The organism is Streptomyces dysideae (assembly GCF_001514305.1).
GTDB classification, from domain to species: domain Bacteria; phylum Actinomycetota; class Actinomycetes; order Streptomycetales; family Streptomycetaceae; genus Streptomyces; species Streptomyces dysideae.
Genome location: NZ_KQ949134.1, coordinates 12,109 through 34,748 on the forward strand (window position 1 = coordinate 12,109; position 22,640 = coordinate 34,748).

The 22,640-nt window shown below is 69.5% G+C and carries 16 protein-coding genes and 4 pseudogenes; 7 read left to right on the forward strand and 13 right to left on the reverse strand.

From position 1 onward, the window contains the following. The first annotated feature begins 104 nt into the window (after nucleotides 1-104). Entirely contained in the window at nucleotides 105-5,075 is a 4,971-nt protein-coding gene (locus AQJ91_RS46030) for a family 43 glycosylhydrolase (protein ID WP_067035614.1), read from the forward strand. On the opposite strand, the gene AQJ91_RS46035 is transcribed toward AQJ91_RS46030, so the two are convergent. From AQJ91_RS46035 to AQJ91_RS46045, 3 genes are all read right to left on the reverse strand, one after another. Further along, nucleotides 5,072-5,698 (reverse strand): TetR/AcrR family transcriptional regulator, encoded by a 627-nt coding sequence (locus AQJ91_RS46035; protein WP_067035617.1) that lies wholly within the window; start codon nucleotides 5,696-5,698, stop codon nucleotides 5,072-5,074. The two genes, AQJ91_RS46030 and AQJ91_RS46035, sit on opposite strands and share 4 nt — an antisense overlap. 37 nt (nucleotides 5,699-5,735) lie before the next feature. After that, a complete protein-coding gene (locus AQJ91_RS46040) occupies nucleotides 5,736-7,793 on the reverse strand; it encodes a galactose-binding domain-containing protein (RefSeq protein WP_067035644.1) in 2,058 nt (685 codons plus the stop codon). 186 nt (nucleotides 7,794-7,979) lie between these two features. Then, entirely contained in the window at nucleotides 7,980-8,828 is an 849-nt protein-coding gene (locus AQJ91_RS46045; protein WP_067035620.1) for an SDR family oxidoreductase, read from the reverse strand. A 196-nt stretch (nucleotides 8,829-9,024) separates the two neighbouring features. On the opposite strand from AQJ91_RS46045, the gene AQJ91_RS46050 reads away from it, so the two are divergent. Then, complete coding sequence (locus AQJ91_RS46050) at nucleotides 9,025-9,639, forward strand: DUF6629 family protein (RefSeq protein WP_067035623.1); 615 nt, start codon at nucleotides 9,025-9,027, stop codon at nucleotides 9,637-9,639. 293 nt (nucleotides 9,640-9,932) lie between these two features. Here the strand turns inward: AQJ91_RS46050 and AQJ91_RS57025 are convergent. After that, nucleotides 9,933-10,193, reverse strand: a pseudogene (locus AQJ91_RS57025) (dienelactone hydrolase family protein); the annotation flags it as partial. Between AQJ91_RS57025 and AQJ91_RS57030 the strand changes: the two are divergent. Further along, nucleotides 10,140-10,559: a transposase gene (locus tag AQJ91_RS57030; protein ID WP_234383436.1), complete on the forward strand. Its 420-nt coding sequence runs from the start codon at nucleotides 10,140-10,142 to the stop codon at nucleotides 10,557-10,559. The pseudogene AQJ91_RS57025 and the gene AQJ91_RS57030 overlap by 54 nt on opposite strands. 66 nt (nucleotides 10,560-10,625) lie before the next feature. On the opposite strand, the gene AQJ91_RS46060 is transcribed toward AQJ91_RS57030, so the two are convergent. The 4 genes from AQJ91_RS46060 to AQJ91_RS54975 form a co-directional block, all read right to left on the reverse strand. Next, nucleotides 10,626-11,207, reverse strand: a complete 582-nt coding sequence (locus AQJ91_RS46060; protein ID WP_067035647.1) for a TetR/AcrR family transcriptional regulator — start codon at nucleotides 11,205-11,207, stop codon at nucleotides 10,626-10,628. A gap of 55 nt (nucleotides 11,208-11,262) precedes the next feature. Further along, nucleotides 11,263-12,345, reverse strand: coding sequence for an SMP-30/gluconolactonase/LRE family protein (locus AQJ91_RS46065; RefSeq protein ID WP_234383437.1), 1,083 nt, complete (start codon nucleotides 12,343-12,345; stop codon nucleotides 11,263-11,265). A 156-nt stretch (nucleotides 12,346-12,501) separates the two neighbouring features. Continuing rightward, nucleotides 12,502-13,317: an oxidoreductase gene (locus AQJ91_RS46070; protein WP_079085709.1), complete on the reverse strand. Its 816-nt coding sequence runs from the start codon at nucleotides 13,315-13,317 to the stop codon at nucleotides 12,502-12,504. 82 nt (nucleotides 13,318-13,399) lie between these two features. After that, nucleotides 13,400-14,011, reverse strand: coding sequence for a hypothetical protein (locus AQJ91_RS54975; protein ID WP_199848205.1), 612 nt, complete (start codon nucleotides 14,009-14,011; stop codon nucleotides 13,400-13,402). Between the two features lie 138 nt (nucleotides 14,012-14,149). On the opposite strand from AQJ91_RS54975, the pseudogene AQJ91_RS46080 reads away from it, so the two are divergent. From AQJ91_RS46080 to AQJ91_RS57995, 3 genes and pseudogenes are all read left to right on the forward strand, one after another. Next, nucleotides 14,150-14,530, forward strand: a pseudogene (locus AQJ91_RS46080) (helix-turn-helix domain-containing protein); the annotation flags it as partial. Nucleotides 14,531-14,676: 146 nt separating this feature from the next. Further along, nucleotides 14,677-14,940 (forward strand): annotated as a pseudogene (locus AQJ91_RS57990) (nSTAND1 domain-containing NTPase); the annotation flags it as partial. Between the two features lie 1,633 nt (nucleotides 14,941-16,573). Beyond that, nucleotides 16,574-16,999, forward strand: a complete 426-nt coding sequence (locus tag AQJ91_RS57995; RefSeq protein ID WP_324618061.1) for a WD40 repeat domain-containing protein — start codon at nucleotides 16,574-16,576, stop codon at nucleotides 16,997-16,999. Between the two features lie 217 nt (nucleotides 17,000-17,216). On the opposite strand, the gene AQJ91_RS46090 is transcribed toward AQJ91_RS57995, so the two are convergent. Beyond that, nucleotides 17,217-17,807 (reverse strand): TetR/AcrR family transcriptional regulator, encoded by a 591-nt coding sequence (locus AQJ91_RS46090; RefSeq protein ID WP_067035632.1) that lies wholly within the window; start codon nucleotides 17,805-17,807, stop codon nucleotides 17,217-17,219. Nucleotides 17,808-17,995: 188 nt separating this feature from the next. Beyond that, a complete protein-coding gene (locus AQJ91_RS46095; RefSeq protein ID WP_067035657.1) occupies nucleotides 17,996-18,496 on the reverse strand; it encodes a PaaI family thioesterase in 501 nt (166 codons plus the stop codon). Nucleotides 18,497-18,598: 102 nt separating this feature from the next. Between AQJ91_RS46095 and AQJ91_RS46100 the strand changes: the two genes are divergently transcribed. Next, nucleotides 18,599-19,066 carry a winged helix-turn-helix transcriptional regulator gene (locus AQJ91_RS46100; protein ID WP_067035635.1) on the forward strand — a complete coding sequence of 156 codons (468 nt, stop codon included), beginning with the start codon at nucleotides 18,599-18,601 and terminating at the stop codon, nucleotides 19,064-19,066. Between the two features lie 222 nt (nucleotides 19,067-19,288). Here the strand turns inward: AQJ91_RS46100 and AQJ91_RS46105 are convergent, their stop codons facing one another. The 3 genes and pseudogenes from AQJ91_RS46105 to AQJ91_RS53130 all read right to left on the reverse strand — a co-directional run. Further along, on the reverse strand, nucleotides 19,289-20,854 hold the full coding sequence (locus AQJ91_RS46105; protein WP_067035639.1) for a long-chain-fatty-acid--CoA ligase: 1,566 nt from the start codon (nucleotides 20,852-20,854) through the stop codon (nucleotides 19,289-19,291). A 681-nt stretch (nucleotides 20,855-21,535) separates the two neighbouring features. Next, nucleotides 21,536-22,453: an alpha/beta hydrolase gene (locus tag AQJ91_RS46110; protein ID WP_234383439.1), complete on the reverse strand. Its 918-nt coding sequence runs from the start codon at nucleotides 22,451-22,453 to the stop codon at nucleotides 21,536-21,538. A 62-nt stretch (nucleotides 22,454-22,515) separates the two neighbouring features. Then, nucleotides 22,516-22,640, reverse strand: a pseudogene (locus tag AQJ91_RS53130) (alkene reductase); the annotation flags it as partial.

Consider the following 22,640-nt stretch of genomic DNA (forward strand, 5'->3'; position numbering starts at 1 on the left):
CTGCACCACACCCCGATTGACACTCTCGCAACACGACGTCACACAGCCGAAACGACGGGGTGCCGCGGCCGGGGCCCCTGCCATGCCTCAGCAGGGATCTTCATATGCCGTACATCGCACGTCCGCGCAGCCGCGCGAGACGCTGGGCGGGCCGCCTCGCCGGACTGACCGTCGCGTCGCTGTTCCTGAGCCTCGCCGCACCCGTCACCCCCGTGCAGGCGGCGGAAACCGCGGACGTCACTGATGGCCTGGCCCTCTGGTACAAGCTCGACGCCGCCTCCGGCAGCACCGTCCCCGACGCCTCCGGCAACGGCCGCGACGGCACGGTGAACGGCGCCGCCGACTGGTCGGGCACCGGTCAGGGGCTCGCCTTCAACGGCTCCGACACCTACGTGAAGGCGCCGGACGACGTCATGAAGGGCATGGCCTCGATCACCGTCTCGACGGACGTGCTGATCGACTCCGCGCAGAGTACGCCGTACTTCATCTACGGCTTCGGCAACTCCAGTGGGGGCAGCGGGAACGGCTACCTGTTCACCACCGGCAACGGCTTCCGGACGTCCGTCGCGAGCGGCAACTGGTCGACGGAGCAGACCACCAGGCCCGCCGACGGGCACAACCTGACCCGCGCGGTGTGGAAGCACCTCACCTACACCCAGACCGGCACCACCGGCGTCCTGTACGAGGACGGCGTCGAGATCGGCCGCAACACGTCGGTCACCATCACCCCCGGCTCCATCGGCTCCGGCACCACCACCGCCAACCACCTCGGTAAGTCCGTCTACTCCGGCGACAAGCTCTTCAAGGGCAGGATGCGCGACTTCCGGGTGTACGACCGGGCCCTCGCCGCCTCCGAGGTCGAGCAGCTCGCGCTCCCCGTCGCCACGCAGGGCGTCGCCGACGACAAGGCCGCGCTGGGTCTTGGGGACACCAGTGCCGTCACGGCCGATCTCGACCTGCCGAGGACCGGTACGGCCGGCGGCTCCACGATCAGCTGGGCCAGCGACAACCCCGGCGTCGTCTCCGCTTCCGGCACCGTCACCCGCCCCACCGCCGGCGAACCGGACGCCCACGCCACGCTCACGGCGACCCTCAAGAAGGGCGCCGTGACCGACACCAAGAGCTTCGACGTCACGGTCCTGGCCGCCTTCGACGACGCGACGGCCACCCGGCAGGCCGCCGAGTCCCTCACCGTCCACAACCTCGACGACGTCCGCGGCAACCTGCCCCTCCCGACGGCCGGTTCGCACGGCACCGAGGTCACCTGGTCCTCCGCGCAGCCGGACGTCGTCTCCGCCGACGGCGTGGTCCACCGCCCGGCGCACGGCGCCGGCGGCACCACCGTCGAGCTGACCGCGACCGTCACCAAGGGCGAGGCGAAGGCGACCCGTGTCTTCACCGCCGAGGTGCCGGAACTCCCCGCGAAGGCAGCCCTCAAGGGCTATATGTTCAGCTACTTCACCGGCGAGGGCACCTCGGACGGCGAGCAGCTCTACGCCGCCCTCAGCAAGGGCAACGACCCCCTGAAGTGGCGGGAGATCAACGACGGTAAACCAGTCCTGACCTCCACGCTCGGCGAGAAGGGCCTGCGCGACCCGTTCATCATCCGCTCCCCGGAGGGCGACAAGTTCTTCCAGATCGCCACCGACCTGAGGATCTACGGCAACGGCGACTGGGACGGCGCCCAGCGCAGCGGCAGCAAGTCCATCATGGTCTGGGAGTCCACCGACCTGGTCCACTGGACGGACCAGCGGCTGGTGAAGGTGTCGCCCGACAGCGCGGGCAACACCTGGGCGCCGGAGGCGTTCTACGACGCCGGGCGCGGCGAGTACGTGGTCTTCTGGGCGTCGAAGCTGTACGACAACGAGGCGCACTCCGGCAGCACGTACAACCGCATGATGTACGCGACCACCCGTGACTTCCACACCTTCAGCGAGCCCAAGGTGTGGATCGACCGCGGCTACTCGGTCATCGACTCCACGGTGATCCAGCACGAGGGCACGTACTACCGCCTGTCGAAGGACGAGCGGAACAACACGTCGTCCACCCCCAACAGCAAGTTCATCTTCGAGGAGAAGAGCGACTCGCTCCTCGACCTGTCCTGGGACGCGGTCGCGGAGGGCATCGGCAAGGGCGCGATGAACGCCGCCGAGGGACCGCTGGTCTTCAAGTCCAACACCGAGGAGAAGTGGTACTCCTTCCTCGACGAGTTCGGCGGCCGCGGCTACATCCCCTTCGAAACCACGGACCTCGCCTCCGGTACCTGGACCCCGTCCACCGGCTACGACCTCCCGTCGAAGCCACGGCACGGCACGGTACTCCCGGTCACCCAGGCCGAGTACGACCGGCTGCTGCGCGCCTACCAGCCCGACCAGCTCGTGGAGAGCGTCGAGGACATCTCGGTGAAGACGCGCATCGGTGACCCGCCGGTCCTGCCGGCCACCGTCATCGCCGAGTACGCCGACGGAGTCAAGCGCCCCGTCTCCGTCACCTGGGACGACGTCCCCGCCTCGGCGTACGCGCAGGCCGGCACCTTCACGGTGGAGGGCAGCCTGCCGGACGGCGCCGCGCTCAAGGTCAAGGCCGGGGTCACGGTCTCGGAAGAGGGCCCCGACGTGCCCGCCGACCTCGTCCTGCGCTACGACTTCGACGAGACCGGCGGCAACATCGCCCGCGACTCCAGCGGTCACGGCTATCACGGCACCTACGTCCGCACCCCGGACTTCGGCACCGGCGTGGACGGCGGCTCGTTCAAGATGTCCGGCGGTTCCAGCAGCTCCACCACCTCGCCGTACGTCAGGATTCCGAACGGCGTCCTGAAGGGCGCCGACAGTGTCACCGTCTCCACGCACGTCAAGTGGAAGGGCGGGGACAACTTCCAGTGGCTCTTCGGCCTGGGCCCCGACAACAACAAGTACCTCTTCGCCTCACCCTCCAACGGCGGCGGCAAGCTGTTCTCGGCGATCACCAAGGCCACCTGGTCGGGCGAGAAGCAGATGACGGCGGCCTCCCAGCTCACCCCCGGTGAGTGGCAGCACGTCACGGTCACGGTGGACAGCGCTGCCGAGACGGCGGTCCTCTACGTGAACGGCATCGAGGCGGCCCGGGCGACCGGGGTCACCATCAAGCCGTCCGAGCTCTACGACGCGTCGAAGGGCTACTCCGGCTACATCGGCAAGTCCCTGTACTCCCCGGACCCGTACTTCGGCGGCGAGGTGGACGACTTCCGGATCTACAACCGGGCCCTGTCGCCCGCCGAGGTCCTGGAGCTCAGCGGAAACACCACGGGCATCGCCACGGCGACCCACCCCGCGCTGAAGGTCGACGCGATCATCGACGACGCGGACAGCAAGATCACCCTCCCGCTGACCGAGGGCAGCGATCTCACCGCGCTCGCCCCGGAGTTCACCCTCGCCCACGGCGGGTCCATCAGCCCGGCCTCCGGCACGCTCCACGACTTCACCGAGCCGGTGAAGTACGAGGTGACCGGCTCGGACGGGGAGAAGCGCACCTGGACGGTCGAGGCTCTGGAGATGAAGAGCCCGGTCCTGCCGGGGCTCAACGCCGACCCGAACATCGTCAGGTTCGGCGACACCTTCTACATCTACCCGACCACCGACGGCTTCGAGGGCTGGAGCGGCACGCAGTTCAAGGCGTACTCCTCCAAGGACCTGGTCCACTGGAAGGACCACGGGGTCATCCTCGACCTCGGTCCTGACATCAGCTGGGCCGACAGCCGGGCCTGGGCGCCGACGATCGCCGAGAAGAACGGGAAGTACTACTTCTACTTCTCGGCGGACACGAACATCGGCGTCGCGGTGTCGGACTCGCCCACCGGACCGTTCAAGGACCCGCTGGGCAAGCCGCTCATCGCCCGCGGCGCCTACACCGGCCAGATGATCGACCCGGCGGTCTTCACCGACGACGACGGCCAGTCGTACCTCTACTGGGGCAACGGCAGGGCGTACGTCGTGCCGCTGAACGACGACATGGTGTCCTTCGACTCCTCGAAGGTCACCGACATGACCCCCAGCGGGTACAACGAGGGCACCTTCGTCATCAAGCGCAAGGGCGCCTACTACTTCATGTGGTCGGAGAACGACACCCGCGACGAGAACTACCGCGTCGCCTACGCCACCGGCCCCTCCCCCACCGGCCCCTGGACCAAGCACGGCGTGATCCTGGAGAAGGACCTCTCCCTCGGTATCAAGGGCCCGGGCCACCACTCGGTCGTCCATGTCCCGAAGACCGACGAGTGGTACATCGCCTACCACCGCTTCGCGATCCCGGGCGGCGACGGCACCCACCGCGAAACGACCGTCGACAAGCTGGAGTTCGACTCCGAGGGCCTGATCAAGAAGGTCGTCCCGACCCTGACGAGCATCGACCCGGTCGTCAACAGGAGCCCGGTGCTCGGTTCCGCGACCGGTCCGGCATCGCCCGTGCCGGCCGGCCGACGCACCACGGTCACCGCCGAGTTCAGTGACCCGGACGTCGGCGACACCCACACCTGCGAGGTCGGCTGGAAGGACGGCACCGAGCCCACGCCCGGCACGGTCGACGACGGCACCTGCCGGGCCGAGCACACCTACACCAAGGCCGGCATCCACCGCCCGGTGATCACCGTCACCGACGTCGACGGCGCCTCGGACAGCAGGTCGCTCGCCGAGCTGATCGTCTACGACCGCGCCGCCGGTCCCGCGCTCGGCACCGGCATCTTCACGTCCCCGGCCGGCGCCTACCCCGCCAAGCCGGACCTGACCGGCAAGGCCGCCTTCGCCTTCGCCGCGTACTACGCGAAGGGGGCCACCACTCCCACCGGAAAGGCGTCCTTCGACTTCGGTCCGGCCAGACTGCAGTTCCGCTCCACCGACTCCGACTGGCTCGTGGTCACCGGCTCCCAGGCCGTGTACCAGGGCTCCGGCACGGTGAACGGCACCGGCGGCTACGGCTTCCGCGTGATCGCCACCGACGGCCCGGACACCTTCCGTATCAGGATCTGGGAGAAGTCCACCGGTGACGTCGTCTACGACAACCTCACCGGCGCGCGGACGACGGGCGTCATCACCGTCTAGGGCCGGGGCTTCTCCCCTGTCAGGTCGCCTTCGGCGTGCACCAGGCCGGCGATGTGGGCGGTGACCGTGTCGAGGATGTCGGTCCAGGCCGCCTCATCGCCGAGCACGAGGTAGTTGAGGGTCAGGCCGTCGGTCATGGCGGCCAGATAGCGGGCCAACGCGGAGACGGGCACGCGGAGTTGGAAGTTCATCGACCGGCCCAGCTGGTCGATGAGTTCCGCGTACGTGTCGCTGTACAGCTCGTACTGCCGCCGTGCCAGGTGCTCGAACCCCGGCTGGCGCAGGGCGTACTGGGTCAGTTCGTAGGTGAGCATGTGCTCGTCGGGGTGGGCGCGGACGTGGTCCCAGTACGCCTGGAAGCCGGCCCGGACGGTCTCCTCCAGCGAGGCCCGTGGCTTCAGGGCCTCCTTCACGACGGTCACGTAGTGGTCGGTGATGGTCGTGATGACGGACTCGACCAGGGCCTGCTTGGAGTCGAAGCAGTAGTGGAAGACGCTCAGGGACACGTCCGCCTCGGCGGCGATGGACCGGGTCGTCGTCTTGGCGACGCCGTCCCGGGCCATCGCCCTGATCGCCGCTTCCGTCAGCTGTCGGCGACGTTCGGCCGACGGCATCCGTGCCATGTGTGTGTCCCTCGTGCTCGTCCGGCCGGTCCTGGCGTCAGCTGCTGTGGACGCCCACCTCGTGGAGCGAGTATCCCCAGTCGGTGCCGCGGGCCACGCCCTGGACGCGGACGTAGCGGGCGGGTGTGCCGGTGAAGCGTGCCGTGTCCAGGCCGCCGTCGCCGGCCGTCGTGGACCAGGCGGTCTGCCAGGTCACGCCGTCGGTGGAGAGGTCGATGCGGTACGACTTCCCGTACGCGCGTTCCCAGTCGAGGGTGACCCGGCCGACCCGGTGTGTGGCGCCCAGGTCGATGCGCAGCCACTGGTCGTCGTTCCAGTCGCTGGCCCAGCGGGTGCCGGTGTCGCCGTCCACGGCGCGGCCCGGGGCGTAGCTCGTGAACGGGTTCGACTCCGCCGAACTGGCCGTGGCCGGGGCGTTCTTGGCAAGGTTGACGCCGGCCTGGTGCTGCTCGGTGCCGCCCCAGGTGTCGAGGTAGGACTCGGCGCCCCGCAGGAGGTCGTCCACGACGCCCTGGCCGCCGACGAGGCGGATGTCCTCGATCCAGTCCGGGATCATGCCGGCGTGGGCGGCGCCGTCGGTGTTGTAGTCCCACGTGCGCTCACCCGTGGTCTGCCTGTCGATGGTCGCGGTGCCGTCGGCACTCTTGAAGGGGTACGTCACGGGCTTCGAGGTGTTCGCGCCGCGCGGGGCGGGGTGTTCGCCGATGCCGTTGAAGTCGGTGCCGTAGCCGTATCCCACGCCGTACTTCTCGCGCAGGGCGTCCGTGCGCTCGGCCTCCGCGCTGAACTCCTCGGAGCCGTGCATGTACTGGGCGACGAAGCCGCCGAGGGAGTAGACCCGCTCGGTCCAGTTCAGGTCCATCCAGCTGTGCGAGGACAGGACGCCGGGGTAGGACCCGGCCTCGAAGATGTCGAGGACCCGGCCGGTGGCCTTGACGCTCATGTGGTCGATCTCGACCATCATCTTGCGCTTCATCATGCCGCGCAGGGCGTACTCGCCGAGACCGGTGAGACCGCGGACGTTGCACTGTGCGTTCTCGTCGTACTCCGGGACCTCGGTGCCCTCCGGCAGGTCCGCCTCGGCCTCGGATGCCTCCGCCTGGCCGATCGGGTTGTCCTTCTGCGGGCCGGTGCACTTCTCCGTCTGCCAGAAGGTGCCGGTCGACAGGAACTGGCCGACGTTGATGGCCGTACCGAGCCCGTGCTCGTCGAAACGGACCCCGCACAGCGCGTTGTCGAACTTGTGGCAGAGGAACATGCTCCGCACGCCGAGGTCGTACAGCTCGTCGAGGCCCTTGTCGATGTCGGCCTTGCTGCACTGCGGGACGTCCAGGATCTGCTTGCAGCCGAACGGCTCGGAGGTCTCGACGCCCAGGATGACGGCCAGCTTGCCCTGCTGGATGACCGTGCGGGCCTGCGCGCTGTCCGTGACGATCCGGAACCAGCCCTTGCCCGCGCCGCCGTACATCGTGTCGATGAAGTCCTGCATGTCGTATGTCAGCTTGGCCTGCAGCCGGATCGAGGTCATCTCGTCGCAGCCGCGGTCCTTGAAGAAGTAGACCGAGCAGATCACGCCGTTGGTGACGAGGTCGTTGACGAGCACCCGCTGGCCGCCGCGCCAGGCGCGCTCGAGCCAGGCGTAGTAGTTCGCCTGATGGGTCATCGAGTCGTACGCCGGCCAGTCCTTGAACGTCGGCCAGCCGACCGGGTCGTGCCGCCCGTCACCGCCGTGCGTGATGTAGTCGAAGATCGCGAGCGTGCCGTCGGGGTAGTGCTCGGGACAGTCCTTCAGCGCATCGGTGACGCCGGCCGCGGAGAAGGGCTTGCCGCAGATGAGCCGGCCGCCGAAGGCCTCGTTGGACATGACGTGGTTGTGCGCGTCGACGAACCCGCGCACCTCGCCCGCGGAGTTGGTGCCCTTGAACGGTTCACCGGTGACGTTGATCCGGGAGTCCGGCGCGGGGCGTGCGGACGGAGTCCACCAGTCGGTGCCGGCCGCGGAACTCGGCGTGGGGCCGAGGGCCATGGCCAGCACCAGGAGGAGCAGCGACACAACGGTGACGTTTTTGCGTCGGCGGTACGGGCGTCCGGTCATGGTCACTGCCCACGTCCCTCGGTCGGCGGGATCGCGCGGTCGACGCACCAGACAGGCGGGGCCCGAGGATCTCCCCACTCCCCCACTGGATTGACATGACCTGCGCAAGATATGCGACGAGGATGACCACGGACGCATTCCGAGTCAAGAGTCCGGGACGATTGACCTGATGAGCCAGGGGTGCCCTTACAACGCGCGGACGGTGTCGGCGAGGGACGTCGCGGGGTGGCCGGTGAGGCGGTGGATGGCGTCGGTGACGCCTTCGAGTTCGCCCGCGGCCATGGCGGTGTAGGTGGACACCCAGGCGTCGAGCTGCCAGTCGGGGGCGCCGTAGGAGGCGCGGGAGCGGTAGGCCTCCTCGACTGTCTCGGGGTGGTAGGTGATGGTGCGGCCGGTCACTTCGCTCAGTACGGCGGCGACATCGGCGAGGCTGAGGGCCTGAGGCCCCGTGAGATCGTAGTCGGCGCCCACATGTTCGTCGGCGTGGGTGAGGACGGCGGTGACGGCTTCGGCGATGTCGTCCTGGGCCACGACGGCGGCGCGACCGGCGCCGGCGGGGCCGCGGATGACGCCGTCCTCGCCGACGAGGGCGGGCATGAAGTCGGCGTAGAGGTTGTCCCGCAGGAAGGTGTACCGCAGGCCGCTCGAGCGGATGTGCTGCTCGGTGTGCCAGTGGTCGCGGGCCAGGGTGAAGGTCGCCTCGGGGGCCGCCCCGTAGAAGGAGATGTACACCAGGTGCCCTACGCCGGCTTCGGCGGCGGCGTCGATGAACGCGCGGTGCTGCTCCACCCGGTCGGGCGACTCGGACGCGGAGACCATCAGGACCCGGTCGATGCCGCGCAGCCCCCGTACGACGGCGTCGTGGTCGCCGTACGCGCCGGGGACGACGGTGGCGCCGGGCAGGTCGGGGGCCCGCTCGGGGGTACGGGCCAGCAGGGTCTGCGGGATACCGGCGTCGGCCAGCCGGCGGGCGATGCGCCCGCCCAGGCGGCCGGAGGATCCGGTGACGGCGTACGTGACATCGGTGGTGGCCATCGGGTGTGGCTCCTGTTCCTGCGGGGATCTCAAGATTCGCAGACTTCCCGTGTAGCCCGGTGACGGCACCCCCTGCCCTCAGCCGCGGGGTTTGCCCGCTTTGCCCGCCCCTCGTTCACCGACCAGGCTGTAGAGACGTGGCGTGACGCGCACGACGAGACGGATACACCCGACGATCGACCCCCATGGTGGCGCGATGTGCTGGAGTGCGACGGCCGATCTGGCGGCGGGCGCCGGGATCGCTGCCGTCGGGGTGGCCTGTGTGACGCGGGTGCGCCGCGGCGGGGACGTTCCGCTCGCCGCGCTGCCGCTGCTGCTCGGGGCCCACCAGATCGTCGAGGCGGTGGTCTGGGACTCGGGTGGGGGCAGCGGGCCGGCGACCGTCGTCTGGGCGGTGATCGCCCTGCCCCTGCTGGCGGTGTGGGTGCCGGCGGGCGTGCTGTGCGCGGCCCCGCCTCCCGCCCGGCCCCGGCTGATCCTCCTGCTCGCCGTAGGAGCCGCGACGGCCACGATGCTCGCGTACGGCCTTGCCACCGGCCCGGTGGTGGCCGGGATCCGCGGCCGCACGGTCGGCTACGCGTTCGATCTTCCCCACCCGCCTCTGCTCGTCGCGGGCTACCTCGTGGCCACCGTGGGCTCCCTCCTGCTCTCCGGCGACCGCCGACTGCTGGTGCTGGGCGCTCTGGTCGCCGTGGGCGCCCTGGCCTGCTGGGCGCTGTGGCGACTGGAGTTCGTCTCGACCTGGTGCGCGTTCGCTGCGGTGTGCTCGGTGGTGCTGTTGGGGTGGGTTCGCGCACGGCGAGCTCTCTGAGCGGTGGTCAGGTAGCGCATGGGCTCGGCCCCCTGGGTCGGGCGGAGCGCAGGAGCCTCGGCGCCGATCTCCGCCGGAGGCGACGCGTTCAGCAGGCAGGGAAGAACCGGCGCCGCGCCTCCTGCTGGCTCAGGCCCTCGGGGCGCTGTGCCAAGCCCGGCTGAACGTAGATCCGGCGCGCCCGGCTGGGTGCGCCAGATGTCGGCGAGGGTGCCGCTGTCGACGGCGTCCACCGCAGTCGGGCTCGCCACCACCGGCTCGGCGACCTCCGCAGCCTCGGCCGGAGTGGCCGCTCAGGCCTTCAGGGTGCGGCCGAACAGGTCCAGCAGAGCGGTCCAGTGCCGTTGCGTCGCCCCGGCGCCGTACATCGCGGTGTCGGCCTGGGTGAAGCCGTGGTGGGCGCCGGCGTAGACCTCGGCGCGGTGGCGGACGCCGGCCTCGGTGAGGGCCTTGTCGAGGCGGTCGATCTGCTCGGCGGGGTTGGTGGAGTCCTGGTCCGCGTGACCGAAGTACAGCTCCGCGGTGATCCGGCCGGCCAGCAGGCGCGGGCTGTCGCTGACTGCGGCCCCTGCCCCGTCAGAGCAGAACGCACCAACGCCACCCGCTGGGGTCGCCAACTCACCCTGCGGCCACGGCCACTGCACGAACTCATCCACGCCAACCACACCGCCCAGCAGGACCAGGCGTGGCAGGCGAAGTACGCCCTGCGCGCCGGCGTCGAGGGCACCATCCGCCAAGCCGCCGCGGTCACCGGCAGCCGCCGCGCCCGCTACCGCGGACTCGCGAAGACCCATCTTGAGCACGTCTACTCCGCTGTCGCCCTCAACCTGATCCGCCTCGATGCCTGGTGGAACGGCCAACCCCTCGATCACACCCGCACCAGCCACCTCGCCCGCCTCGACCTCACCCTCGCCGCATAACCCCACATTTGGCCAGCAGGATGCACGACGTGGAGAACAGGTCGTCGGCTGAAGCGATCAGTCGTGCTACTCGGCATCCAGCAGTGCCAGGGCGTTGCGGATGCCCTGTTCGAGGAGTTCGTCGGCTAGCTGCCGGTCGGTCAGGGCACGGGAGAGCTGCAGCGTCCCGGCCATCATGCCGAGGAGGCTGAGTGACTTCAGACGCGCCGACGGCGGATCGTGGGGTGCCAGTCGGGCGGCGAAGCCGTCGATGAGGGTCAGCGCGCCGTCGGTGTACGCCTGCCTGGTGGGAGCCGTGGAGCGTGCGATCTCGTCGAGCAGGGCGGCGTTGGGGCAGCCGTCCTCGATGGTGTCGCGCTGCTCGGTGGAGAAGTACCAGCGAATCATCTGTTCGAGTCCGGCGCGGCCGGGTGCCGCATGCGCGACGATGTTCTCGTGCTGTGCGCGCATCTGGTCGGCGACCGCGGTGGCGACGAGTTCTTCCTTGGAGGCGAAGTAGGCGTAGAAGGTGCCGTTGGTCAGGCCCGCGTCCTTCATGAGCGTGGCGACTCCGGAGCCGTCGATGCCGTTGCGCTTGAGTCGGCGGCCGGCCGTCGTGATGATCCGCTGCTTTGTCTGCTGTTTGTGTTCTTTCGTGTACCGCACGATGTGTTCCTCCATCGCGGCAGCCAGGGCTTGCGCCCCGGCTGCCGCCCGGGTCAGGTCAGTGTGCCGTGCCTGCAAGGAGAGCCGGGAAGTTGATCCTGGCGGTCTGCAGTTTCGCGTCGTGGGGCTCGGGGACCCCGCCGTCGGTGATGTACAGCCGGTCGCCGCGCACGGCGGTGGCGGAGGGTGAGGCGAGACCGTCCGCGCTGGTCAGGACGGGCTTGTAGGTGCCGTTGGGGTAGATGACCACGACCCTGTCCGGACCGTTCTGCGAGGAGGAGCCGTTCTGCGCCGCGAAGACAACGTCGGACCAGGGGGTCAGGAAGCTGAGATCGTCGATGTTGGGCAGGCCGCCCGCGACAACGCGGATGGGACCGGCCGTGCCGGCGGGGGTGATCGGTACCCGCAGCAGGGTGCCCTTGTTGAAGTTACTGATCCACAGGGCGCCGTTGTGGAACCGGAGCCCGTTGGCGCCGATCGGCAGGGCTTCGGTCGGCACCGGCGCGAGAGCGTCGTCGGTCAGCCACGGGGTGACCGATCCACCCGAGACCGGAACGGACCAGATGATGCCCTTCAGGCTGTCCGCGATGTAGAGGGTGCGTCCGGCCGGGTCGACGGCCAGCCCATTGGGGCCCGAGTCGGCGGGCAGAGCGGCGACGCGCTGCGAGGAACCGTCCGCAAGCAGCTTGTACACGCCGTTCCTGGCCGCGTTGCCCGGGGCCCACAGCGCGTAGTAGACGGTGCCGTCACTGCCACGGGCGTTGCCGCTGATCGCCTCACCCACCTGCCCGGTGGCGAGCACCGTGCGCTGTCCGGACGCGTCTATACGCATCAGCTCCGGCCCATGGGTGCGCTCGCACACCGCGCAGCTGCCGAGCATGGACAGGGTCACCGAGCCGTCGGGGTTGGCGGTGATGTTCTCGGGGATCTCGCCGGCGGCGTAGTCGAAACTCGCCGCGGTCCGTACGTCGGTGACGACGGATCCGCTGTACGAGGGTCCGGTCCCTGCGGACGCGGACGGCGCCGAGACCAGGACGGCCGCCGTCGCGGTGACCGCCAACGCGATTCCGACGTTCCTCTTCAGAAAACGCCATTCGCTCGATGCACTGCGCCGGGCCGTGTGCTGGCGTTGCTGCTCCATGACTCTCCTTGGCAAACATACGAGTGACTGATCAATGGACTTTCAGGGACATCAGGGAAGCCGGTGATGTCGGGCACAGCGGATGCATTCGGGCGGAACCGGCGCCCTTGAAGCCGGACGGGATGGCGTCGGCACCCTTTGATCCGGATGGGGATGTCAGGAGGGCATCCGGTTGGTCTTGCGGACCTGCTTGTCGAACGTCCCGGCGGGGACGAGGCGGCGCGCCGCGCTGACGCGTGAGGCGAGGCGGCCGGCGGTGTAGCGCAGCTTCGGCTTCTCGTCGGTGGCTGCCGTGACGATCACCTTGGCGACGACGGCTGGGTCGTCGCCCTCCTTCATCGCATCCGCGATCATCTCGTCGAAGACGCGCCGTCGCTCCGCGTACAGCGGCAGCGGGGTGTCGGGCTGCGCGGCGTTGGTGTCGAAGCTGGTCTTGGTGTAGCCGGGCTCGATGAGAAGGACCCGGACGCCGTGCTCGCGGACCTCGTGGTCCAGGGACTCGGACAAGCCCTCGATCGCGTGCTTCGCCGAGACGTAGAGGGCCATGAAGGGCTGGGGGATGAGCCCGAGGACGGACGAGACGTTGATGATGCGTCCCCCTCCCTGGGCGCGCATGTGCGGCAGGACCGCCTTCGTCATACGCATGACACCGAAGACGTTGATGTCGAAGACGCTCTGGGCCAGGGCGACGGAATTTTCCTCGACGGCACCGGCCGAGCCGATACCGGCGTTGTTGACCAGGACGTCGATCCGCCCGAACCGGTCGATCGCCTGCTCGACCACGGCGGTGGCGGATTCATCGCTCGCCACGTCAAGGTCGAGGTACTTCACCCCGGGGGGCGGGGTGAGTCCCGAGGTTCTCCGGCCGGTTCCGATTACTTCGAAACCCGCTGCGACGAGGGCGCGGGCCGTCTCCTTGCCGATCCCTGATGAGGCCCCTGTCACGAGCGCCACCGGCCTAGTTGCCGCCATCACGTACTCCCTGGATTTATCTTACGTTCGTATGTCTTACGTTCATAAGATCATACGGGGATCGTCGGTCGATGGCAAGCGGTCAGGTCCGGACGACGAGCAGGTGACCGAGACCGCAACCGCCAGTCCTCGCATCACCCGCCGCATTCGTCGACGACGCCTCGGTGCCGTCCTCGCGCACCACTTCGGACTTGGACACCCGCAAGGGCAGCCCGACCCAACCCTGTCCGAAACCCTCCAGGATCGGGACATCGAGGCGGTTATCGAACTCGGTGACCTCGACGGACAATGATGGTCGGCCCGCTACCGCAACCCGCAGGTTGGCTGCGATCTTGGCGAGGTCGCACCGGTCCGCATCCGGGTGGCCAAGGAGGGCGGTGCCTTCTCGGGCGCCAGGGGTTTGAGAAAAGGTCGGAGGTGTTGAGGGGCGTGGGCTCGTACGCGCTCGTGAGCGTGGGTGAGAGCTGAGAGCCACCTCTGCCGCGGGGACCGGGGTGCCGGTCGGGTCCTTGAGGTCGCCCCGCGCCGCCATCTGATCACCTGCGACGGCCAGGGCGTGAATGGGCGCGTCGAAGTGCGCTGCGTCCTGGAAGTGGTCCGGGTACGCATGGGTGATGACGAGCCGGTCCAGCCGTTTGCCGAACCCCTTGGCGTATGGACGACCTCGTCGGCGCACGCTGACGGCGCCCCTCATTGTTCAACTCCTCCTGGTTCTTGTGCCGGTCGCTCGTGCGGTGTCGCGGTCCGAAGCGCCGGCCTCGTTCCACGCTGCCAGGCGTCGCCAGCAAAGGGTTGTCCCGTAACCGCTGGTCACGGGTGAGATGATCTTGTCGTGTCTCGTGTGATCACGGCGTCGGAGCCGTCCTGGATAGCCCCGTTCACCGGGCTGAGCCCGCGTCAGTTCGGCAAGCTGATCACCGCGTTGCGGCGCGAGGGCGCGGACCCGGTCCGCAAGGGCCGACCCTGGAGCCTGCCGCTGGAGGACCGGGTCCTGCTGGTCGCCGCGTACTGGCGCACCAACCTCACCCTGCGCCAGCTCGCCCCGTTGTTCGGGGTGTCGAAGTCGGCGGCCGACCGCATCATCGACCACCTCGGGCCCGCGCTGGCCCTCCAGCAGCGCAAGCGGTTCCGCAAGGACACCGTGCTCATAGTGGACGGCACCCTTGTCCCCACCCGTGATCACGGCATCGCCGAGCAGTCGAAGAACTACCGCGACCGGCCCGGCGCGCTGCCCATGCTCTCGCACGCGCTGCTGGCGACCTGGCGGCGCCGCAAGGGCCGCATGCTGACGACGGCCGCGAGGCGGCCGGCGGACTCAACGGCGCGATCGCGGCGAGCGCCGAGGAGACGTACGGGCGGCTGTCTGCGTCACAGGCCACCGCCGCCCGGCAACTGCTGCTGCGGCTGGTCGAGCCGGGCCGGGGCACCGTCGACACAGGGCGCCCCCTGACGCAGGCCGAACTCCTGGAGTGGTCCGACCCCGAGATACACGTGGTGGTGGAACGGCTCGCCCATGCCCGGCTCCTGACCGTCGACGAGGAGGGCGTACGCCTCGCCCACGAGGCGCTGATCGGCTGCTGGCCCCGGCTGTACGGCTGGGTCGAGCAGGACCGTGAACGGCTGCGCCACCACCGGCAGCTCACCGAGGCCACCCGCGCCTGGCTGGAACACGACCGCGACCCCGGCACCCTCTACCGGGGCACCCGGCTGGCGCGCGCCGAAGAGGTCTTCCCAAGCCACCGCTCCGACCTCGCGCTCACGCAGTCCGAACGGGACTTCCTCACCGCCGCGATCGACGCCCGTGAGGCGGAGCACCGGGCCGCCGCCCGCTCCACCCGCCGGTCCCGGAGACTGACCGGCGCGCTCTCGGCCGTCCTCGCAATGGCGTTGGTCGCGGGCCTCGCCGCCTGGGGGCAGCACGACGACTACCAGCGACAGCGCACGCAGAACACCGCTCGCCTCGTCGCCGCGGTGGCCGACAGCCTGCGCACCACCGACCCCCGGGCCGCCCTGCTGCTCGGCGTCGCCTCCTGGCGCATCGCCCCGCTGCCCGAGACCCGCCGGGCTCTCCTCGGTTCCCTCACCCAGCCCGAACCGGACTCCTTCAGCGACCCCGCGTCCGGCTACCGCTCACAGCGCTTCCTCGCCGACTCCGGCCGCACCCTCCTCAGCATCGACGACAGCACCTGGCAGACCTGGAGCCTCGGCACCCGCCGCAGCACGGGCTCCGGCCTTCTTCCCTCGGGTGAGGTCCTGGCCGCCGCCCCGGACGCCCGGGTCCTGGCGATCGCGGGGGCGGATCGGCGCATGCGGCTGTGGGACATGCGGGCTGGGCGCTGGACGGGCGGCCCGCCACTGGTCCCGGGCCGGGACGGGATCGTTTTCGGGGCGAGCGGGCGCAGCTATGTGGTGGACGAACCTGATGACGGCCCCCACGCGGCCTCCGATTCCGTCTCGCCCTCCGGCTCCGGCACGGACGTCGTACGCGTGCGGGCTGTGGCGGACGGCGCGGTGCTGTTCGAAAAGCGAGGGGTCACCAGGGCGAACGTGGCGGTGAGCGCGGACGACCGGCTGGTGGCCGTGTGTCCGGCGGGACAGGCACCGCAGGTGCGGGAAACCGGCGGACGGCAGGTCGTACACGGAGCCTGGCAGCGAGCCCATGGGGTCTGCGGCGCCGACTCGACACTGGAGTTCGACGCCGACGGCCGGTTCGCCCTCATCGCCGGGGACCGGGTACGGGTGTGGGACACCCGTACCGGCGGCCGGGTCGTCGAAATCCGCGACCCCGGCGTGCTGTACGCGTCGTTCAGCCGGGACGGGGAGTTCCTCTCAACGTTCGGCTCCGAGGGCGAGATCAGGGTGTGGCGGCTGTCCGCCGCGGTCGCCCCCGTCCTCCGCCATCCCCTCAACAACCAGAACCTGCACGGCCGGCTCGCCTGGGACCCCGGCTCACCCGCCCTGCGCTACCTGGAGGGCAGCACCGCCCACACCCTCGACCTGACGACGACCGTCACCGCCGCCTGGCGCGACCGGCCCATGGCCGGCGTACTGCTCAGCCCCGACGGCCGCGTCTTCGCCGCCGCCGAACGCACGGGCACCGGCTTCGGTTTCGAACTCCGCGACACCGACAACGGCCGCCTCGTCCGCACCTTGCCGACCCCGCCACCGCCCCGGCCGATCCCTGCCGCCGCCTCCGACGGCCACGGCGCCTTCCACGCCCCTGACGGCGAAGCGTCGGCCCCGCCGCTCGCACCGGGTGACGTCGTCCCGCAGATGGTGGGACGGCGACCTGCGCCGCCGGGCCGGTGTCCTGCGCAACGTCTTCCCGGCCCCGCTCGGCGACACCCCGGAGGCCGTCAGCGCCCTCGCACTCAGCCCCGACGGCCACACCCTCGCCGTCGGCGGCGACGCCGGCACGATCCAACTCTGGGACACCACCACCCAACAGCCCCTCGGCGGCCCGCTCCCCTCCCCCGGCGAGCCCATCGCCTCTTTCGCCTTCAGCCCCGACAGCACCACCCTCTACGCCGCCGGCACCCACGTCGCCCTCCACCGCAACACCATCAACCCCACCCGCCTCATCGGCCACGTCTGCGCCCGCGCCGGGAACGAAAACCTGACGAGGAGCGAGTGGGACACGTACGTACCGGACGCGCCGTACAGAAGGGTGTGCGACTGGTAGGACTCCGTCGGACAGGAAGCTGGCGGAAAGGGAGCGCCACCACGCCGCCTCATCTGCCTCACCCGCCGCCGCGTCGACGTCCTGCACGCCATGCTCAAGCTCCGAAGCCCCTACCGCCCCGGGCACGAACAAACAGCCTGACCAAGCCCACAGCCCTTGACCGAACAGATAGAAGCACCTCCCGGGAGCCACAGCCTGGGACTGGGGATGTGGTGCGTCAGATGTGCTGCCCGGCTTCGAGCAGGGCGAGGGCGTTGTTTATCCCCTGATCGAGGAGTTCATGGGCGAGTTGTGTGTCGGTCAAGGCGCGTGAAAGCTGCAGCGTCCCGGCCATCAGGCCGAGGAGGCTGAGCGCCTTCACACGTGCGGAGGACGGGTCCTCGGGTGCCATGCGGGCGGCAATGCCGTCGATGAGGACCAGCACGCCGTCGGTGTACGCCTGCCTGGTTGTGTCGGTGCAGCGCCCGATCTCGTCGAGCAGAGCGGCATTGGGGCAGCCGTCGCCAAGGCTTTCGCGGTGCTGGGGCGACAGGTACCCACGCACAATCTGCTCGAGTCCGGCACGGCCGGGCGCAGCCCGCGCGACGACGTCCTCGGCCTGCACCTTCAACTGCTCGGCGATTGCCGTGGTGACGAGGTCGTCTTTGGATTCGAAGTGAGCGTAGAAGGCCCCATTGGTCAGCCCCGCGTCCTTCATGAGCGTCGAGACCCCGGAGCCGTCGATACCGTCTTGCTTGAACCGGCGGCCCGCCGTCTCGATGATCCGCCGCCTCGTCTCCGACTTGTGCTCTTTTCCGTACCGCACCACAGCACACGCTCCTTCGCCGACCGGAAAGGCCGGTTACCCTTCAGCGACTTCGCCAGCCTATGGTATTGCGAACGTAATCCAAAAAATCGATGAGCCACCAAGGGGCAACGGGCCGCCGCCGAGCGGAATATCGATGCACTCCATGCCGTCCCGGCTGCCCCCACACACCGAGCACCCTGCCTACGGAGTCACACCCGAGGGGCGGGTACCGGGAAGAGCATGCAGCTGCTGGTGGCGTGGGCGAGGAGTCGGTCCGTGGCGTCGACCAACTGGGCCTGGGCGAGGGCGGTTTGGCGGCCCTTGCTGACGACCGTGCCGATGGCGCGCACTCGGCCCGTGTCCACCGTGATCCGCCGCAGGAACTTCACCGTCAGGTCGAGCGAGGTGTACGCCATGCCTTGCGGGAGGGTGGACTGGACGGCGCAGCCCGCCGCCGAGTCGAGCAGGGTGGCGAAGATGCCGCCGTGCACGCTGCCGATCGGGTTGTAGTGCTCCTCGCCCGGCGTCAGCGAGAAGACCGCCCTGCCGGGCTCCACCTCGTCCAGGGCGAAGTCGACGGTGTAGTTGATGGGCGGCCCCGGCAGCCGCCCCGCCTGCAGCTCGCGCAGGAAGTCGATGCCGGCCATGCGCCCGGCGGCCTCCGCCAGGATCGCGGGATCATCCCAGTTGTACGTACGTGTTCGCCCCACGACCGAGACCTTCCCTCTGACTGCCATCTGACTTTTGCAAGTGAAGCTAGTCTCCTGCTCACCTGACTGTCAATGGCGAAGCCAGGCCCGTACGATGGCGGAATGGAGTGGCTTGAGGCGAGCACGGAGAACTGCCCCGTCCAGCGCACGCTCGACGTGATCGGGGAGAAATGGACGCTGCTGATCCTGCGTGACGCCGTCAACGGCGTCCGCCGCTTCGACGACTTCCACCGCCACATCGGCCTGTCCGAGGCCGTCCTCAGCGACCGCCTCCGAAAGCTGACCGCAGCCGGCATCCTCAAGACCGTCCCCTACCAGGAGCCCGGCAGCCGCTCCCGCAACGAATACCGCCTGACCCGCAAGGGCTGGGACCTGTGGCCCGTCCTGATGGCACTGAGCCAGTGGGGCGAGGCATACACCCTCGGCCCCGAGGGTCCTGTACTGGACGTCCGCCACACCGACTGCGACGCCCCGGTCCGCGTCGTCGTCGAGTGCTCCGCGGAACACTCCACCCTCACTCCCCGTGACGTCACCGCCCAGCTGGGAACAGGCGCCCGCCTCCGGTCCTGACGGTCGTGAGCCATCGGCCTCGCGGTCGCGGGCCAGACGGCGGTGAGACATCAGCTGAGTGCCGTGTACTCCGCCGCTCTCAGATCGCATCGGCCGCGCGGGACCGGACACGATCCAGGGCCGGGTCGCCGCAGGCCCCGGCGGTCATGCCTGCCGAGGGCGGCGGTCCGGGGCGTTGCGCTTGTCGGCGAGTGCCTCTCAGCCGCGAAGCGGCCGACGTGCTCAGGCGAGTTCGCGTTTGAGGATCTTGCCGGTGGACGTCAAGGGCAGTTCGTCGACGAACTGGACGACGCGCGGGTACTTGTACGCTGCGAGCCGCTCCTTCGACCAGGCGGCGAGCTCCTCCTCGGTCGTGCCACTCCCGGCCTTCTTCACCACGACGGCCTTGACCTCCTGGCCGTGGGACTCGTGCGGTACGCCGATGACCGCGACCAATGAGACGGCGGGGTGCTCCATGAGCACTTCCTCGACCTCGCGCGGGTAGACGTTGAAGCCACCCCGGATGATCATGTCCTTGGACCGGTCGACGATGTAGTAAAAGCCGTCCTCGTCCCTGCGGGCAAGGTCACCGGAGCGGAACCAGCCCCCATGGATCGCCTCGGCCGTCGCCTCGGGCCGTTTGTAGTAGCCCTTCATGACGTTGTGCCCCTTGATCGCGATCTCCCCGATCTCGTCGGCGCCGCCCGTGATTTCGGACCAGTCGTCGCGGATGAGCTTCATCTCCACACCCGGGATCGGCACGCCGATCGACCCGACGCGGGATGCCTCGCCGAACGGTGAGAAGGACGCGATCGGGGAGGTCTCGGACAGTCCGTATCCCTCCAGGATCGTCACCCCGAAGCGGTCCTCGAACTGCTTGTGGATCTCGGCGGGCAGGGCTGAGCCACCGGCCGCCGCCACGCGAAGGTTCGCGGCCAGGCGGGCGACGTCGACCGTGTCGTCGAGTGCCGCGAGCAGGCCCCAGTACATCGTCGGGACGCCGGCGAAGAACGTCACGTCGTGGTCGAGCATGAGACGCAGAGCTGAGCGCGCCTCGAACCTCGGCTGCATCACGATGGTGCCGCCGAAGGCGAAGGCGCCGTTCTGGATGACGGTCTGGCCGAAGGCATGGAACAGCGGCAGCACACACAGGTACGTGTCGGGGTGCTCCGGATCGGAGGCGAACAGGTCGGTGCCGGCGAGCGCGTTGTCGTACACGTTGCGGTGCCGCAGCTCCGCGCCCTTGGGGTGGCCGGTCGTGCCGGAGGTGTAGAGGACCACCGCGGTGTCGTCCTCGTCGCGCCCGACCGTCCGGAACGTCACGGGCTGCTCGGCCACGACCGAGGCGTACGACTCCGGCGCCCCGTCCCCGGCCCACGGCGCGCCGCCGCTCTCGATCAGGAAGAACTCGGTGCAGTCCGCGCTCGCCTGGAATCCCTCCCACGCGGCCTGTCCGATCGGCAGCTCCGGCGTGCCCTCGAAGGCGAAGTACGCCTTCGCGTCGGAGTCGGTGAGGTGGTAGGCGACCTCACGGGCCTTCAGCAGCACGTTCAGCGGCACGACCGCGGCCCCGGCCTTGAGGATGCCGAAGTAGATGCTGGTGAAGTGGGGCAGGTTGGGGCAGGACAGTGCGACCTTGTCCCCCGGCTGGATGCCGCGCGAGACAAGCAGGTTGGCGACCTGGTTGGCCGCGGCGTCGAGAGCTCTGTATGTGATGAGTTCGTCACCGAAGACGATTGCGGCGCGCTCCGGGTACCGGGACGCGGAATCCGTCAGTACGCGTGACACGTTGCGGGTCGGTCTGTGCATCGTCGTTCTCCTGGTTCTCGAGGTGGCAGTCACGTCTGGACGAAGTCCCGAGGCGGGCGCGAAGCCGTCGGCTTCCCGGCCCAGCAGCGCGGCGAACTCGATGGTGGTGAGATCACCCCCCGCTCGGGCCATGCCTGCAGACCCATAGGCAGTCCGCTCCTGCCTCTGCGCACCGGGATGGCCGTCGCCGGACCGCCGAGACATTGGCGACGGCGTGCCACTTGACGCGAGCCGGGCCTGCAGGGCCGCGTGGGAGGCAGGAGTAGGGCCGGTGCGGTCGCAGCTGAACACACCGTGGACCAGGGGCAGGGAGGCCGGCTGTGCGGTTGGTCGCGATGTCGTCGGGGAGGCACGCCCGCCGGACTGCGGCCTTGGCACCGACCGCCCGCAGCACGGTGAGTACGCCGTCGACGGCTGCGGCGGCGTCGCTGTCGAGCGGACGCGACGGATCCTCGGCCCGGACGGCGGCCCGAAAGTCGGCGGGCTTGGTCGCGCACGGCGGTGCGCGCGCATAGCTGAAGCCGCTGTCGTGGTCGTCCGTCCCGGCCGTCGCCTGCCGGATCGGAACGAGGTCGCGGGCGTCGCCGACCTGCGTGCCACCGCAGGCCATGTCGGCGTCCGTCCACCGTCCCGGTCCGGCGGGCGCGCGGATCTTGCAACGGCCGCGCCCGGACCGCTCGGTCAGATCTTCGTCTTCTCCCGGACCCACGCGCCGATCTTCGCGATGGCGGCGTCGGTCTCCGGAACGCGGCCGGCGCCGTAGACGTACGAGTGCTGGCCTCCGGGGACCACCACGGTCTCCGTGTCGATTCCGGCGTCCTTGACGCGGGCGGCGAACTCCTCGTCCTCGCCGGCCAGTACTTCGTACGTGCCCCAGGAGACGAGGGTCGGGGGCAGACCGCTCAGGTCCGCCCGGTTCAGATTGATCCGGGTGTCCGTGAACTCGATGCCCGTGCCGCCGATCCAGGCATCTCGGAAGAAGGCCAGCAGTTCCTTGCTGAGAATCTTGTCCGTCTCGGCGTTGGTCGCGATGGTCTCGTTGGCGATCTCGAGGTCGCACCAAGGGGAAATCGACACGATGGCGCCGGGCAGAGGCTGCTTCTTGTCGCGGAGGCGAAGCGCCAGGGCGACGGCGATGAACCCGCCGATGGAGTGGCCGATCGTGATGATGTTCCCCGGCTCGTACCCTTCGGAGAGCAACCAGTTGAAGGCCGCCTCCGCGTCATCCACCTGAGCCGGGTACTTGTGTTCCGGTGCGCGCCGGAAGTCCAGCACCAGTACAGGGGCCCCGGCGGCCTTGGCGATATGGCCTGCGAGCTTCCGGTCGACGAACGCCGACGACAGAACGGACCCCCCGGCGTGACCGTGCAGGAGAACGTAGTCGGTGTTGGCATCGACCGGTTCGCACCAGATTCCCAGAACGCCACCCGCGTCCACCTCCCGGTAGGTGACGCCTTCCGGCTCCCGGGCCTTGAGATGGACGCCCTCTGACACGATGCGCATCGCATCCAACTCGGACTCGGGAGCCGCCAGTCCGGCGAAGAATTCCGCGAACTCGGTCGCTTCCGGGCTCAGTTCGACTGCCGTGTGATCAGACACGTGGCACCTCCATGGGGCCATTGGGGCAAACCGGCCCGCCAGGACCGGTATCACTGGGTTTGTCAGGCGGTGAGGGTGGGGTAGTCGGTGTAGCCGGCTGCGCCGCCGCCGTAGATGGTGGCGGGGTCGGGGGTGTTCAGCGGCGCGCCGGTGCGTACGCGCTCGACCAGGTCGGGGTTGGCGAGCG